Below are 16,484 nucleotides of genomic sequence, written 5' to 3'. Positions count from 1 at the left end.
TACTTTTAACCATTATTAGCTGCCTTTAGTTTTTCACCTAGACTTCCTCCTGGATGATATTTATAAAAATCAGCTGAGTCAAAATTACTGTTTTTAGATAATGCACATGCAATAGAATCTCCTAAAACCAAAGTAATTGTAGATGATGTTGTTGGTGCTAAATTTAAGTGGTCAGCTTCATCCTTTGCAGGATATATTAAAGCATAATCGCATTCTTTTGCCAATACTGAATTTCTATTTGAAGTAAAAGCAATCGTTTTAGAACCTATTGCTTTAACGTATTTTATACAATTTACAACTTCCATAGAATTTCCACTATTTGAGATTAAAATTGTAATATCTTGACTTTCAATCATTCCTAAATCTCCATGTACTGCTTCTGTTGCATGTACAAAAAAACTTGGTGTACCAGTACTTGCAAATGTAGCTGCCAATTTTTTACCTATATGTGCAGATTTACCTACACCCATAAAAATCACTTTACCTTTACAGTTTGCAATTTCATTAACTATATTTTCATATTCAATACCTGCTTCATCTATTAAACACTTTATAGCATTCATTTCAGTAGTCATAACATCAACCATTGTTTTTAAATAGTTCATAATCATCTCCCCTTCTATATTAAATATTTTCTGTAATATAATCTATAGTTTTTTTAATTCTATTTAAGCCATCTTCAAGTTTTTCTCTTGAACATGCAACATTTAACCTTAAATAAAACTCACTTTCTTCTCCATATACCTTGCCTGCCATAATAGCAACTTCACCAATATCTATTAATAGATTTTGGAATTTTTCACTGCTTATTTTAAGCTCAGAGAAATCAATCCAAGCAAAGTAACAGCCTTCTGGCATAACCAATTTTAATGGATTTAAATTATTTTCTATATAGTTAATTGTATATTGAAGATTCTCTTTAAGGTATTTCAATAACTCATCTAGCCAATATTCACAGTCATTATAACAAGTCATTGTCCCCAAAATAGCTAGTATAGCTGGTGAATTTACAAAATCACGATATCTAGTTATATTTTCAAACTTAGTTCTTGTCTCTTCATTTGGTATAATGACATATGACCCAGTCAATGCTGGTATATTAAAAGACTTAGATGCTGATGTACAAATAAATATAGACTCTAAATAATTGTCTGCCACATTTAAAACAGGTGTCATTTTATTATCATATACAATATCCATATGTATATCATCTGATATTATTTTTACATTATTCTCCTTACAAATCCTTACCATCTTAATAAGCTCTAATTCACTCCACACTCTACCTGTTGGATTATGAGGATTGCATAAAATAAATATCTTAGAATCTTTACATTTTTTCTCAAAATCCTCAAAATCAATAGAGTAAAATCCATCCTTATTTATAAGGAGAGATTTTATAATATTGCGATTGTTTTTTCCTATTACTTCATAAAAAGCATTATACGCAGGAGTATTTATTAATACTTCATCACCTTCATCACTAAAAATTTCAATGAGTTTACTAATTGAATACATTACACTTGGACTGTAATATGTCCAATTGCTATCAATACTACAATTAAATCTCTTAGAGTACCAATTTCTGATAGAATCTCTAAAATCATCGTGCTTCCATCTGCTATATCCTAATACTCTATGATTTAATCTTTCTTTCAATACTTCTGTTATCTCATTTGGAAATTCCAAATCCATATCTGATATTGTAAAAGGAAGTAATCCTTTTTTTCCAAATCTATCTTCTACATAATCCCATTGGGTACAATATGTACCCAATCGGTTTACTTTTTTATCAAAGTTAATCATTATATGCCTCCAAATGACCTTCCATCGCCTTATCCATTTGCTTTCTTAAAGAGTACACTTGAGTACCTATAATTACTTGAATTGTATGTTCATCTAATTTAACAACAGCTATACCACCAGCTTCTTTAATTGCATCTTCATTTATTAGTGATACATCTTGTAATTTTAAACGTAATCTAGTTACACAATTGTCTAATGATAATATGTTAGATTGCCCTCCTAGTGCTGCTATCATTTGCTGACCTTTGTATGTAGATAGATTTTTAAAATCTGAACCATTCCCTTCAGAAACTTTTATTTCTTTATCTTCACGTCCTGGAGTTTTTATATTAAATTTAAGAATTGCCCATTTAAATACAAAGTAATATATTGCAAAGTATAAAGCTGCTACTAATACTGCTATTGGCCATCCTGTAGCTGCTCCTCTCAATACTCCAAAACTTATAAATGCTATTAAATCTCCTGTGAATCCCATCAATACACCCAAGTATGGAAGTACCATGTTTGCTAAACCATTCATAAATGTATGGAAAGCAAATAATGCTGGTGAGATAAATAAGAATAAAAACTCTATTGGTTCACTTATACCACCTATAATAACTGTCAACACTCCTGATATTAGAAGTCCTTTAAGTGCTTTTCTATTTTCTGGTTTTGCTGTACGATAGATAGCTAATGCTGCCCCAGCTAAACCATATTGAATCATTAATTTCCCTTGCTCCATTTTACCAGCTAAATCAAGAGGTATAATCTGATTATTCTCCACATATGCCATAAACATGTTCAATGTTCCAAAGTATGTTTCTCCATCAATAACAGCAGTTCCACCTATTGGTGTAAAACGGAATACAGATGTTACAAGGTGGTTTAATCCAAATGGTATTGTAACCCTTTCAGCTACTGCATATGAGAAATATCCTAATGGCCCTGCTGAAGAAATCCATCTTCCTAAACTTTGGAACGCATTGAAAAATGGTGGCCAAACAATAGGTATTAATAAACCAACGATACTCATAACTATTAAACTAACAATTGGAACTAATCTTGGTCCACTGTAGAATCCTAATGATTCTGGTATTTTCAAATTACTAACTTTATCATACATTGCATAAACAATTAAACCTGCTATAATACCACCTAAAACACTTGTGTTATATGTCTGTATACCCATAATCATAGCTTGACCATTAGTTGACATTTGGTCTGCTGCTACTAATAAATCAGCTCTTGTTAAATAAAAATTTGTACCTATATGCATTGCTATAAATCCTACTAAACCTGAAAATGCACCAAACTCTTTTTCTTTTTTTAATAATCCTAGTGGAATTGCCATTGCAAATAATGCCCCCAAGTTATTAAATGCAAATAATCCTATTGTTAACATAAAATTTAAAATCATATTAACATATTCATTTCCTAGAAATGGAACCATTGCAATCATCTTAGGGTCTGTAAAACCAGCCCCAAGACCTAGCATCATACCAGAAACACTAAGTAGTGCTATTGGGAACATAAACGTTTTTCCTAACATTTGGAAGAAATTCCATAGACCTAACTTATTTTTTTTCATATTTTCACCCTCCTATTTTTATATAAAAAACATAATCTAATTTATAGAAAAACCTAAATCAAAAAACTTAATCTAATAACTAAGTTCAATGATTTAGGTTTTGCCTGCTCAACCAGTTACAACCCTAAAAGCCATTGTCTATATTTAATAAAAAAGCCTAAATCAAAAAACTTAATCTAATAACTAAGTTCAATGATTTAGGTTTTGCCTGCTTAACCAGTTACAATCCTAAAAGCCATTGTGTTTATTTAATAAAAAAACCTAAATCAAAAAACTTAATCTAATAATTAAGTTCAATGATTTAGGTTTTGCCTGCTTAACCAGTTACAATCCTAAAAGTCACTGTCTGTATTCAATAAAAAAGCCTAAATCAAAAAACTTAACTAAAATTAAGTTCAATGACTTAGGTTTTGCCTGCTTTATCAGTTACAATCCTAACAACCACTGTTTGTTATTTTATTTATATGAATCATTAGATATAATTCTTCTTCTTTACTAATTTTATATTCAAATCTGTCTAATACCAATGCTGCAATTTCTTCAGTACATACTTTAGGTTTATTATAGTTTTTATTTACTAGTTTATACATATCTTCAACATCACTATCTTTGTAAGTTTCTTTTCTTAAAATTCTTTGAACGAAAAACTTTAAGTGAGTTATAAGCCTAGAGTAGTTCAGTGAATTTACATCTAATTTAAATCCATGTACTTCTTCTATTATCTGAACAACTTGTTTTGAAAACTCTAGTATATTAATACCTTCATCTTTTTGAGAATTTTCTAATCCATTGATTATATGAATAGCAATATATCCTGCTTCATCTTCAGGCAACCTTATTCCTATCTTTTTTTCAATTTCATCAATTGCCCATAATCCAAATTCAAATTCTTCTCTATAAAGTTGTTTTGTTTCATTCAGTATCAAATTAGGTAATTTTATACCCTGTTTTTCTCTTTGGACAGCGAATTCTATATGACTAGTTAAAGCCAATATTATTGAATCATTTACTTGAGTATTTAAAACTTCATTAGCTTTTCCTATAATTTCATCTGAAATTTTAAAATATTCAATTGAGGTTTTATTAAGTATTTGATTGTATTTGTCTTTTTGATTATCTTGAACAAAATATTTCTTAGAAATCAAACTTTCATCTATCAAATCTCCTACTTTTTTCTTGAATCCAACTCCAGCACCAGTTACAATTATCTCTGTGCCATCTTCTAGGGAGCTTACTACTACATTGTTATTAAATATTTTTTTTATATTCACTATAAATCCCCTCTGAAAAAAATGTTCCATCACACTTACATAGTATATTATATTTAATTTAATGTCAATATTTAAAATTTTACTTTCGCATATATTTTGCATTTTACCCTATAATACTACAATTACAAAACATTTTAACTAGCCGAAACCAAATTGTCGTTTTTTGTATTTTTTTCATTTAAATATATTTAAATGTTTTATATCTATATTCAATTCTTTAAAGTTATTCAATATTTTTTATTCCAATATATATCTTCCAGTATTTTCAAGTATCTTAATGTGCATTCATTAAGTATTTGTTTAAATTCATATTATATTGCATTATAAGTTTTTTTAAAATAGGTATACCCAAAAATCAGATTAATATAAAAGATTCTTTATATGAAATTTTCCTCAAATATTTTTTAAATTATATTTTTATTTCATATTTACGAATAGATTTCATATTTTTTCCTAAATTGCTGTAAATACATTAATATTTTAATACCTTATATAATATTTTCCAATTATTTATAATACATTTTTTCATTAATTTTCTATAATTAAAACTTTATCACCTCTAATAATACCTAATCAATTATAACATTTAACATTTTATGTAAAATTTATAAAAAAATGTATATAATCTAAAATAAGTGACTATACTAAAAATATGATACGGATAACCAATAAGTTCAACCTATCTCCCCCAAAATAGAATGAGCTACAGTTCCCCCCAACTGTAGCTCATTTTCGTGTTATTTAGGTGTTTTTCATATAATTTCAATCTAAAACAACTTCTATAACAGTATCTTTATATTTGACAGATACATACTAAAATACTAGAATTAAAGAAACCCATGTTAGCTTTTTTTATTAGGTCTTTAAAAAATTTACTATGGGTTATTACTTATAAAATAGGGGGATTTAAATGGAGACAGAACGATTAATCATTCGTCAGTTTTCACCTGACGATTGGCAAGATTTGTTTGAATATTTATATGTTCTTTTAAAGATAAAAAGCATTATCACAAAATTATGATAATGCTTTATTTATGTTAATCTATATTGTTATCTTTACTTTTTATAAACATCAAGTTTCCATTATTTATTCCCCATATCTCATCAGCAAATAAAGCAACTTCCTCTGAACTTGTTGCTATTATCACACATTTATTATCTTTATGTGCCAAATTGTAAAACACATTTATTAGACTTTCTTCACTTTTATCATCTGTGCTTTCTATAATATCATCACATACTATTAAGTCAGGATTATTAGATAATGACCTAGCAATACACACTTTTTGTTTATCATAATAAGATAAGTTTTCTACTCTATCCATTACTTTTTCTTTATCAATTCCTACCTTTTGTAGAATTTTATATACTATTTCCTTTTTATTCTTTTTCTTATTTTCACTAATTCTCATTGGTAAAAACATATTCTCCAAAATAGTTTCATTATTTAATAAGTTATAATCTTTAAATATAGCTCCTATATCCTTATTTCTATACATATCCTTATTTATATCTCTTAAATCCTTGCCCTTGTAAATAATACTTCCATCAGTATAATCATCAAGACCTGATATTATAGATAACAAAGTACTCTTTCCTGCCCGAGGCTTTCCTATAATAACATACATTTTTCCAGCTTCAAATTTGGCACTTACATCTTTTAATACATATTTATTACTTCCCTCATATTTATAATTAACATCTATCAGTTCTAGCATTACCAATTTACATCACCTAATTTCTATCATAAATTATCTGTATTGGTTTATATATAATTGTACTATATACGGCTACTATGCCAGTTAATAATATCAATATTATCGCTACAATAATTATCTTAAATATTAAATTTGGAATTAATTTATCTCTTAAACTTTTTATTTCTTGTTTGATATCATCACTATTTATATCTATATTTTTATATTCTCTACTATTCAGTAAATCAGCATTATGTATTACATTATATTGATTTTGATATTCAAAAACATAATTTGATATTTTTGAAGCTGATATACTTACAATTCCTCCTCCAAGTATAAGGCATACTAAAGTTATCATAATACTTTCACATATGAAACTCTGAACTATCTTAAATTTAGGCATTCCAATTAATATTAACACACCAATGTAATACTTTATTTTTTTTATTGCTATTATAGAATTTATCATCAATAATATCGAACCTAATATTAATATTCCAAGCGTAACTGTAAAAGCTATATTAGACAAACGTTGCATTGGTGCTATTAATTTACTGTACGCAAACTCATCTATAGTAACTTTATAAATGTCACTTAGACCTTTATCTCTTATCTCTTTCTCAAAATCTTTTCTACTATTAGAGTCTCTCAATAAAAACCTAGCATTTGTATAAATTATTGGATTTTCCGATTCAATCTTCTTTTCAAATTCTACTAGAGTATTGTACGTAGTTAATATACTATTATAGATACTTTCATCTTGAACCATTTCTATCTCTTTATCATTCTTAGTGTCTTTTTTCTTATATATTCCTACTATTTTTAAATTTAGTTTAGTATTAATACTATAATCACTTAATAGAGATATCGTATCTCCAATTTTTAACTTATTAATATCAATAAATTCTTTACTTACCATACATTCATTATCTTTTTGAAATACTCTTCCTTTTACCTTCTCCAGGTTATAGTGTTTAAAACTTTCATTCTTTTCTGTATATCCTATAATCCCATAATTTTTAGCCCTCATATCATCATCTACGATTTGCCTGTCATCATTAGAATTATATTTGTTATCATCAAAGTGTGCTGTGATATTTCCAATAAAAGATACTTTTTTTACATATTTTGACTTTGCAAAATTTAAATAATCATTTACACTCAAGTTACTATATTTTATCATAGACTTTCCTGAATTATCCTGAACAAGTTTTTTACTATCAAGCTTAATTTGAACTTCTGATTCAAATTTTTTCTCATAATTTTCCTTTATCACATTAACGTTCGAATTTATTATTGAGGAAATCAATATTGCTAAGACCATCAATAACATAACAACTACACTAAATGAACTACGCAATTTATTTCTAAGTAAGTTTTTGATTGCATTATTTAAAATATACACTTCACATCTCCTCTTACCAATTCAATAATGTCTTAGAATTATTATATCTATCTTAATTTGTTACTTATATTCTTTAAATACTAGATAAAAAGTTGAACCTTTACCTTCTTCACTTTCTACCCATACAAATCCGTTACATAAATTACATACATGTTTTACTAAACTAAGACCTATACCATATCCATCTTTATTTAATTCATTTATTCTATATCTGTCATAAAATATTTTTTTCATACTATATTTATTCATTCCAATACCATTATCTTTTACTGATACAATAACGCTACCTTTTTGATTTTTCACATTTACACAGATATCTTTACATTCACCATATTTTATTGCATTGTCCAAAAGGTTAGATACACCTCTATAAATCCACTTTTCTTTCCCATAGATACTCATATTTTCATCTTCATCAAAATCAAAACTTAAATTATCATATACTTTAGAATAGTGGTCACATACTTGCGCACATATTAAAGCTATATCAACTTCATACATATCTTCATTATTTTTTGTATCACTTATTGCAAGTACATCTTCTACAGTATTTGAAACATTATTAAGAGTATTTAACAGTTCTTCATTTCCACTTAACTCTAAACTTGTTCTAAGTATTGCTATGGCATTTTTTTGTTCATGAGATAAATATGAATTTAATCTTTTATAATCTTCAATATGAGAATCAAACTTATCTTTTAAATCTTTATATACTTTAGACATAATGGGGTCTATACTCAATACTTCGTCTTCATCTTCTATATTATTTATATTATTTAATATCCCCATTCTTTCTTTAAACTCTAATCTATTCAATATTGCTAAAAGGATAAAGTTAGAGGTTACTATAAAAGCAAAAAACAACATTATAATTATATTAAAATTACCATTAAGGGCAAGATTATAATCAGAAATTAATCTTTCATCTAAAGTATTATCTTCCATAGTGTTATAAGTATTATCTATATTTATTCCATAATATGCATTTGAATCACTAGCCATTAATTCTTTACTTGTATTAGATATATTTATAATATATTTCAAACCTACTGTAAAAATTATAAAGACTATAACAGAATATAAAATTAAAACTATAGTTTTTTTATCTTTTAATCCTTGCATATAGAATATCCTATCCCTCTAGTAGTTATTATTATCTCTTTTCCTGCAACTTCTCTTAATTTCTTTTTTAATCTAGCTATATGTACCCTTAATACAGAGGATAATGGGTCAAAGTATTCATCATAAACATGTTCTGATATATCTATACTTGATACGATATCTGGATATCTACTTGCAATATATTCTGCTATATCAAACTCTTTAGTTCCTAGACTTACTTCTTTATCATACACGTACACTTTTCTAGATGACGGATTTATTTTGACAGGACCTGCCTCTATATTTGGATTTGTCCTACCATAAAATCTTCTTATAACTGCTTGTATCCTAGCTCTCAATTCTATAATTTGAAAGGGTTTTACTATATAATCATCAGCTCCTAAATCAAGCCCTTTTGCCAATTCATTTACTTCATCTCTTGCTGTTACAATTATTATAGGTGTATTTAGATTATTACTTCTAAAAAATTCTAATATCTCTATTCCATCTTTATCTGGTAAATTTAAATCTAATAATATAGCATCATAGTCATTTATAAATGCTTTTTCTTCTCCATCTAATCCACAATTTGCTATATCTACTACTAATCCTTCATTTTCCAACCCTATCTTCATATTATAAGAAAGCTCTTTATTATCTTCGATTATTAATACTCTCATATAATCATCTCCTAAATAAAATATCAACTTATTCATTATATATAATGAATGTTTATTGAATGTTAATTATACTTTATAATTATTTAATTCTTATATAAAATCTAACCCTATTATTATTCAAATACTCACACTTGTCAAATTTATGCTTAATTACTATTCTATTTAATATCTCTACCAATATAATTATTAACTTGTCCATCATATTTAATAAATCCAAAATATAGATTAATAAGAATTAATTAACAAAATTCTTTATAAGAACATAACCTATATTAAACAAGCTCTTAACTAAAACTTGAGTTTGTCAAATTTTAAAATACGAAAGAGAATCTTTTATATGCTATTAAAAATTTGGCTTTTAAATAAAAATTTTTTATTCCTTTTTAGTAATAGATAAGTAATAGCTAAAAAGACAATTTTATTGCACACTTAAAAAAGGGGGGTCTTACAATATTCTTAAATTATAAATGAGATACCCTTTTTTATTTACATATAGATTATTTAATACTTTGCAAAAAAAGTGAACTCATCTGATAGAATCCACTTTTTTCTGTAGTCAAATCTTTATTTTGAAATAACTTCTTTTAGTGTTGGGAGTGTATTAAATAAATAATACCTGTAATTTTTATTTTATTAACTTTAAATGCCTCTTTCAATATTGTATAAAACAACAATAAATACTTATAATAATTTCAAATATCTGTGAAAATTTATTAACTATATTATAATTATAAACTTATGGTTATAACTACTAGCACTACTATTTACTTTTATTTAATAAGTATCAACAAGTACAGATTTCTTTATTTTCTGTTTATCTAAATGTGAAATTGCACTAGATACAGCAGTTTGACCTTGCCCTGCTGGTCCACTTCCTATTATTACAATGTCATATCTCATAATCTCACCTATTTTCTAATAACCTTTCTTTTTTCTTTTATATAAATAATATATCAATAGCCAACATCACTGACAATTAGGCACTTATTTGTAACTACATAAATAAATCTTATAAATAAAAAAACTCATTTTATAATGAGTTTTTTTGTTTATATATATGATTTAAATTAATTACATATATGATTCAATTTTATTTTTTAAATTATCTTTAGGTATAAACCCTATTAATCTATCTATAGGTTTACCATCTTTAAATATTATTACAGTTGGTACTGTAGACACTTCAAACTTTTGAGCTAATTCCATACTTTGGTCTATATCTACTTTTAAGAAATTTGCTTTTTCAGTCATATCATTTCCTAAAGCCTCGTATACTGGTGATAACATTTTGCAAGGTCCACACCATGTAGCAAAGAAATCTAAGACTACTAACCCTTCTTTGTTTTCTACTTCATTTATAAATTCATTGTTATTTATTATTTTTGCCATAATATATATCTCCTTTATTATTTTTATTGTTTTCTTGATATTAATATACTACGACTTATGTACTAGTTCAATTAGTCACTTTTTTGTAACCATTCATTTTTAACATTCTTAAGATTATCATTATAGTCAAACATTAATTAAATTTATTTATGTCAATACTTTTTATACACTATTTATGCTATCTATCCTACACCCTAAAGGAGTGGGTTTTCCGCACTAGGTTGTAAGTTCAGCAGTCACTTATGTAGTAATTATAAAAATCTGTAAATTTTATTTAGCTGTTAACTAAATTTGAACTTCATTTCAAAAATACACTATAAAACTTTTCTAATTTGTAACTTAATTTTTTACTTCATATGATTGACAATTATATATATACATTATAAAATAATATCAGTACCTACTAAGGTAGTTATCATATTTTTATTAAAGGAGTTTATATATGGATGCTATAGTTAACGAACTACAAAACATAGGATTTACCAAATATGAATCACAAATCTACATATCATTACTAAAGGAAAACCCTCTAACTGGATATGAAATAAGTAAATTATCAGGTGTACCACAATCAAAAGTCTATGAAAATATAACAAAATTACTTAACAATAATATAATTATCAATATTGAAACTGACCCTATAAAATATGTACCTATAAACCCTAATGAATTACTAAAAAGTAAAAAAGAAGAATTCAATAATTCTATGGACAAACTAGAAAACAACTTACAGATATTAAATAAAGGAAAAAGTATAGAATATGTTTTAAACATAAAAGGCTCTAAAAATATATTAAAAAAAGCAATCGAAATGATAAATAATGCCAAACAAGAAATTATAATTTCTTGTTCACATGAAGAAATTCTCAACCTAAAAGATGAGCTTTTAACTGCTTCTAAAAAAAATATTAATGTTGAAATACTACTTTTGGAAGATAAAAATATAGAGGGTCTAAGCAACGTTCATATCCATGGAGGTAATGAAGCTACACTTAAAAATAAAAAACTTTATAAAGGTATTCTTTTAATTGTAGATGATTCTGAAATATTAACAGGAAATTTATCTGAAGGTGATGAAGCTATTTCAATTTGGACAAAAAATTCTAATATTTTATACATTGGAAATCAATACATACAACATGAAATTTATATTTCACAAAAAATAAAAGGGGGTCTTAAAGATGAATAAAGTTAAAATCAAACAAGTTGATGCATTTACAACTATACCTTTTGGAGGAAATCCTGCTGGTGTAGTCACAGATGCATCCAATATTTCTGACGAAATCAAACAGAATATAGCAAAGGAAATGAATTTATCAGAGACTGCATTTGTCTCAGAATCAGATGTGGCAGATTTCAAGGTTCAATTTTTCACACCTGGCTTAGAAGTTGACTTATGTGGTCATGCTACAATAGGAACATTCCATGCTCTTTTAGAAGAGGAAAAACTTGATGCTAACAAGAACATCTTTTATCAAGAGACAAAAGCTGGTGTACTATCTGTAGAACTTAAAAAAATAGATAATGAAAACATATTTATGATGGAACAAAATCCTCCTAAATTCGAAAATCTAAATAGCTGTAGAAAAGAACTGGCACAAATGATAGGTGTAAAAGAAGATAGACTTCTTGAATATCCAATTATGAAAGTAAATACAGGAATTTGGTGGCTTGTCTTTGGATTAAAGTCTCTAGATGATTTAGAAAATATTTCTCCAGACTTAAATAAAATAAAAGAATTTAGTGCTGATAATAATTTAATTGGAATAACTCCATTTTGTGTAGAAACTCTAGATAAAAAATGTGACTATCATTTAAGATCTATAGCTCCATATGTAGGAGTAACAGAAGACCCTGTATGTGGAACTGGAAATGCTTGTGTATCATCTTATATAGTACAACACAGTATTTTAGATAAAACTGACTTTATTGGTGAAGAAGGAAACTTTATAAATAGACCTGGAAAGGTATATGTAAATATAGCTAAAGAAAACAATGATATCTCTTCTGTAAAAATTGGAGGAAGTGCCTATACTATTTTAAGTGGAGAAATTGTGTATTAATACTTTATCTAATTTAACAATAAATAAAAATACTAGTCTTAATTGACTAGTATTTTTATTTATATATTTTGTTTAACAAATTTATTTCACTATACATCATGTTAAAAAGTAACACTTTATATGATTATTATCAATTAGCTATATATCAATCTAATACAATATAACTATCATAGATTAATATACATAGTATAGTTATTTACTGATTATTTATCATCCTCAACAAGTTTATTTAATGTCTTGTCAAATAAGAATAATAATATAGCTGCAACAAATAGTATCACTGGAATTATAGTATATACTTTAATCATCTCAAACTTAAGAGTAAATGCATATATATATCCATATCCTTGACCAGCTATGAAAGTAGCAAATGTCCAAACCCCCATAAGAACACCTAGAAGTTTTTTAGGAGCATACTTACTTACAAAAGAGTTACCAAGTGGTGAGAATAACATTTCCCCAAAACTTAGAAGTATACCAAACATAACTATCCATATTATACTAGCTTTAGCAGTTTCAGGAGCTCCAACACCTCTTGTAAGCTCTGCTCCAACAAGCATTAAGAATGCAAGCCCTAAGAATATTAATCCAAGACCTGTCTTTTTAAATAAACTTATATCACCTTGTGGTCTACTAGCAAGTTTAAACCATAATGCTCCAAGAACTGGACCTAGTACAATACATACAAGTGCATTTAATGAGTCGAACCAAGCAAGAGGAACTTCAAACCCTCCAATAGTCATGTTTACAAATGCTGCACCATAATCATAAACTGCAAGATAAGTTAGGTACCAGAATAACCAGAAAACTACAGAGAAGAATGAAATAAGTATAATAGCCCAAATTCTCTTCTTATCCATACTTGTAAGAGGAGTATTATCTTTTTCTTTAACTTTCTCAGCTACTACACCTTCTTTAAAAGGTCTTTTCCCTGCATTTCCAAGGAATCTCCATCCATATGTGAACCAGATTGCACCGATTACACAAAGAACAGCTGCTATGAAGAAACATTGAGAGAAACCAAGTATTCCATTTTTAGCAAATGTCTTAAGATAAAGTATACCAACTGCTGTTGTTCCGATGAAAGAACCTATATTAACAAAAGAATATTGTACAGAGAATGCTGTATCAAGTTCTTCTTGATTATCAAAAAGTTGTCCATTTACTGCTGATACATTTCCTTTAAAGAATGCAGTACCAATTGAAACTAGAATTATCATTGCATTTACCATAGAAACTGTAGTTGCAATAGAACCAAGATAGTATCCTACCCCCATGATAAGCATACCTATAGGTATAGTATATCTAGCTCCTATCCATCTATCTGATATATATCCTCCAATTATTGGTGCGAAATATGTGAATGCAACAAGGTTAGCTTGCATTATAGCTGCTTGTCCTTTATCTATTCCAAGACCACCTTTAACAATAGCTGTTGTAAGGAATATATAAATTAAAAACTTTGCAGAATAATATGCTGCTCTTTCAAACGAGAAAGTTGTTGCACAGATATAAAATCCTATAGGGAATTTACCCTTTTTATTTACTGTTGTGCTCATAAGTTTAAATCCTTTCTTAATTGTATTTTTATATTTTCTACGTTTTATCCAGACTCTTTCTTTTAATGAAAGATATGGTGATATTGTTTTGTAAAACAATTCGTAATAATTATTAAGATAATTGCGTTTTTATTTGTAGAATCTAGATGTTTTCATGGCATAAAGATTAATATCTTTATTGTCAATAAATTTAAATACTATATCTATAAATTTAAATTATATAAATTCATTATTGTCAGGTATATTTATAACCTGTTATCTTTATAAATTAACACCACAAAAAACCAAACTATAAATTATTAGTTCATTAATTATTATTTAGCTTAAATACAATATTGCCATAACATAATGGATAATTTTATATCTAACTTCTAAATTCATCACTCTAGCAATTTTTTCTAATTTAACTACTCCTAATTAAATGAAAAAATCTTCACTATATGCAATTCTTATTTTTTTACTTGATAGTATTTTACAAACTAAATTCCTCCTTTTGTGGCAAATTGCGTAATCATATTACTATTGCCTTTTTAAAGGAGTTTTGAATAAAGCAACATGTATTTATTCAAATTAAATACTGTCTTTACTTGTTTTTTAAATTTCTAAATACTTCATTCAATTACTTGTCAACTTAAATAAATAAACTACTATCTATTCACAGATTAAATTTATTTCTTATTAAATATACACATGCATTCTGTGAATCTAAATATAAAAACTGTTGTTTTAAAGTGATTACCTAGATATTCGCTTTGATATTATTAATTGAGGTGATACTATTTATAATTTATTAACCATAAAATACCTCAACTTGAAAACTTTTTCACGAATATTTATTTTTCACCTCCCTTTATTTATTTCACCATGTAAATCGTACCATAAACACATACTTATATGCAACAAAAAAATAAGAAAAAAATCGAATAATCGACAGTAAATAATTAGAATAAATCAAATCATACTTGTCAAGTATATTATATAAATTTTCCGTCTGGAAATATAAGTTAAACTAAGCGTCAAAATAGTTTTTTAGAGATGAAATTTTATTATTTTATGGATTCATATTATTTATTAGATAGGTTTTTGATATGCAACTTATATTACTTAGACTATACGACGTCAAAGAGCATTTGTTATTTAAGAAACATTATCAATAATAAAATTAAAAAAAAGAATATTCTAATCAATTTTAACTAACTATTTTTAATTTTTAAATGATTGTTATATTTTTAATTAACTTAATAAATTTAAATTCTTCAAAATCAATTATTTTTTATCTGTTAACTCAACATTTACTTAATTAATATAGAAAAGTTTGATTAAAAACAAACTATAGTAATTATTATATATTACTCTTTTAGAAATAATCTAAATTTTGTATGTCTATAATTTTTCAAGTTACACTATAAATATACAACAAATATATCAATTTAAATTATAAAGGTATATTTAGTCTTATTTTGTCGATTATATTTATAATGTACTCTTCTAAACTAAAAGTATTTATCTAATCTATATTTTCATGTATGAAAAATAATTAATCCTTAAATATCTAAATTGTATTATTTATAATAAAATGTAACTTATGTTTATATTGGTATAATTCCAAATAATTTAATGTTAATATTTAAAAATATCTTAGTAATATACTTAATTCTAGCAATAATATAAAAATAATAAGCTGGATAAATATTAAGTTCAAAGTGCGTTTATATGAAACTAAAAATAATATTTTTTACAGAGAGATTAAAACTATATGTAACTTAAATGAAGCTATTTTACTTTAGTAAAATATAAATTTTTACGATATAGGTAAAATTAAATAAGGTGACTTCTATTTAATATAGTAGCCACCTTATTAATCAACACTAAAATATATTTTATATTGTCATATACTTTAAACGATAATACTCTTATAATATTATTAATTTTACTTCAGA

General features: G+C 26.1%; 13 protein-coding genes. 2 read left to right on the top strand and 11 right to left on the bottom strand.

Features of this window, described 5'->3' with window-relative positions:
* Positions 1 to 5: 5 nt before the first annotated feature.
* The 10 genes from KGF45_RS15030 to trxA form a co-directional block, all read right to left on the bottom strand.
* Positions 6 to 605, bottom strand: coding sequence for a KpsF/GutQ family sugar-phosphate isomerase (locus KGF45_RS15030; RefSeq protein WP_227829622.1), 600 nt, complete (start codon positions 603 to 605; stop codon positions 6 to 8).
* Positions 606 to 624: 19 nt separating this feature from the next.
* Entirely contained in the window at positions 625 to 1,806 is a 1,182-nt protein-coding gene (locus KGF45_RS15025) for a MalY/PatB family protein (protein WP_227842835.1), read from the bottom strand.
* Positions 1,799 to 3,376 carry a PTS transporter subunit EIIC gene (locus KGF45_RS15020; protein WP_227842834.1) on the bottom strand — a complete coding sequence of 526 codons (1,578 nt, stop codon included), beginning with the start codon at positions 3,374 to 3,376 and terminating at the stop codon, positions 1,799 to 1,801. The genes KGF45_RS15025 and KGF45_RS15020 overlap by 8 nt, the downstream gene beginning before the upstream one ends.
* 434 nt (positions 3,377 to 3,810) lie before the next feature.
* Positions 3,811 to 4,647 carry a PRD domain-containing protein gene (locus KGF45_RS15015; protein WP_227829625.1) on the bottom strand — a complete coding sequence of 279 codons (837 nt, stop codon included), beginning with the start codon at positions 4,645 to 4,647 and terminating at the stop codon, positions 3,811 to 3,813.
* A gap of 1,037 nt (positions 4,648 to 5,684) precedes the next feature.
* On the bottom strand, positions 5,685 to 6,365 hold the full coding sequence (locus KGF45_RS15010) for an ABC transporter ATP-binding protein (RefSeq protein ID WP_227842833.1): 681 nt from the start codon (positions 6,363 to 6,365) through the stop codon (positions 5,685 to 5,687).
* Positions 6,366 to 6,381: 16 nt separating this feature from the next.
* A complete protein-coding gene (locus tag KGF45_RS15005) occupies positions 6,382 to 7,752 on the bottom strand; it encodes an FtsX-like permease family protein (protein WP_227842832.1) in 1,371 nt (456 codons plus the stop codon).
* A gap of 60 nt (positions 7,753 to 7,812) precedes the next feature.
* A complete protein-coding gene (locus KGF45_RS15000) occupies positions 7,813 to 8,874 on the bottom strand; it encodes a sensor histidine kinase (protein ID WP_227842831.1) in 1,062 nt (353 codons plus the stop codon).
* The gene (locus KGF45_RS14995) at positions 8,862 to 9,533 is read right to left on the bottom strand and encodes a response regulator transcription factor (RefSeq protein WP_227829629.1); all 672 of its coding nucleotides are present in this window, start codon (positions 9,531 to 9,533) and stop codon (positions 8,862 to 8,864) included. Before KGF45_RS14995 ends, KGF45_RS15000 begins: the two co-directional genes overlap by 13 nt.
* A 774-nt stretch (positions 9,534 to 10,307) precedes the next feature.
* The gene (locus tag KGF45_RS20190; RefSeq protein ID WP_255287840.1) at positions 10,308 to 10,433 is read right to left on the bottom strand and encodes a hypothetical protein; all 126 of its coding nucleotides are present in this window, start codon (positions 10,431 to 10,433) and stop codon (positions 10,308 to 10,310) included.
* A gap of 171 nt (positions 10,434 to 10,604) precedes the next feature.
* Positions 10,605 to 10,922: a thioredoxin gene (trxA, locus tag KGF45_RS14990; protein ID WP_227842830.1), complete on the bottom strand. Its 318-nt coding sequence runs from the start codon at positions 10,920 to 10,922 to the stop codon at positions 10,605 to 10,607.
* 442 nt (positions 10,923 to 11,364) lie between these two features.
* Between trxA and KGF45_RS14985 the strand changes: the two genes are divergently transcribed.
* Both KGF45_RS14985 and KGF45_RS14980 read left to right on the top strand, forming a co-directional pair.
* Positions 11,365 to 12,111 (top strand): helix-turn-helix domain-containing protein, encoded by a 747-nt coding sequence (locus KGF45_RS14985; RefSeq protein ID WP_227829631.1) that lies wholly within the window; start codon positions 11,365 to 11,367, stop codon positions 12,109 to 12,111.
* Positions 12,104 to 12,985, top strand: coding sequence for a PhzF family phenazine biosynthesis protein (locus KGF45_RS14980; RefSeq protein ID WP_227829632.1), 882 nt, complete (start codon positions 12,104 to 12,106; stop codon positions 12,983 to 12,985). Before KGF45_RS14985 ends, KGF45_RS14980 begins: the two co-directional genes overlap by 8 nt.
* Positions 12,986 to 13,188: 203 nt before the next feature.
* On the opposite strand, the gene KGF45_RS14975 is transcribed toward KGF45_RS14980, so the two are convergent.
* Positions 13,189 to 14,544, bottom strand: coding sequence for a peptide MFS transporter (locus KGF45_RS14975; protein ID WP_227829633.1), 1,356 nt, complete (start codon positions 14,542 to 14,544; stop codon positions 13,189 to 13,191).
* Between the last annotated feature and the right edge of the window lie 1,940 nt (positions 14,545 to 16,484).

This window comes from Clostridioides sp. ZZV14-6154 (assembly GCF_020657785.1).
GTDB lineage: Bacteria > Bacillota > Clostridia > Peptostreptococcales > Peptostreptococcaceae > Clostridioides.
Note: the sequence above shows the minus strand (reverse complement) of the source record. Positions and strands in the feature narration are given on the sequence as shown.

What these genes read in the sequence shown, in the direction of transcription:
- KGF45_RS15020 (WP_227842834.1), bottom strand. Translation starts at nt 3,376, where the DNA reads ATGAAAAAAAATAAGTTAGGTCTATGGAATTTCTTCCAAATGTTAGGA.
- trxA (WP_227842830.1), bottom strand. Translation starts at nt 10,922, where the DNA reads ATGGCAAAAATAATAAATAACAATGAATTTATAAATGAAGTAGAAAAC.
- KGF45_RS15030 (WP_227829622.1), bottom strand. Translation starts at nt 605, where the DNA reads ATGAACTATTTAAAAACAATGGTTGATGTTATGACTACTGAAATGAAT.
- KGF45_RS15010 (WP_227842833.1), bottom strand. Translation starts at nt 6,365, where the DNA reads ATGCTAGAACTGATAGATGTTAATTATAAATATGAGGGAAGTAATAAA.
- KGF45_RS14975 (WP_227829633.1), bottom strand. Translation starts at nt 14,544, where the DNA reads ATGAGCACAACAGTAAATAAAAAGGGTAAATTCCCTATAGGATTTTAT.
- KGF45_RS14985 (WP_227829631.1), top strand. Translation starts at nt 11,365, where the DNA reads ATGGATGCTATAGTTAACGAACTACAAAACATAGGATTTACCAAATAT.
- KGF45_RS14995 (WP_227829629.1), bottom strand. Translation starts at nt 9,533, where the DNA reads ATGAGAGTATTAATAATCGAAGATAATAAAGAGCTTTCTTATAATATG.
- KGF45_RS15000 (WP_227842831.1), bottom strand. Translation starts at nt 8,874, where the DNA reads ATGCAAGGATTAAAAGATAAAAAAACTATAGTTTTAATTTTATATTCT.
- KGF45_RS14980 (WP_227829632.1), top strand. Translation starts at nt 12,104, where the DNA reads ATGAATAAAGTTAAAATCAAACAAGTTGATGCATTTACAACTATACCT.
- KGF45_RS20190 (WP_255287840.1), bottom strand. Translation starts at nt 10,433, where the DNA reads ATGAGATATGACATTGTAATAATAGGAAGTGGACCAGCAGGGCAAGGT.
- KGF45_RS15025 (WP_227842835.1), bottom strand. Translation starts at nt 1,806, where the DNA reads ATGATTAACTTTGATAAAAAAGTAAACCGATTGGGTACATATTGTACC.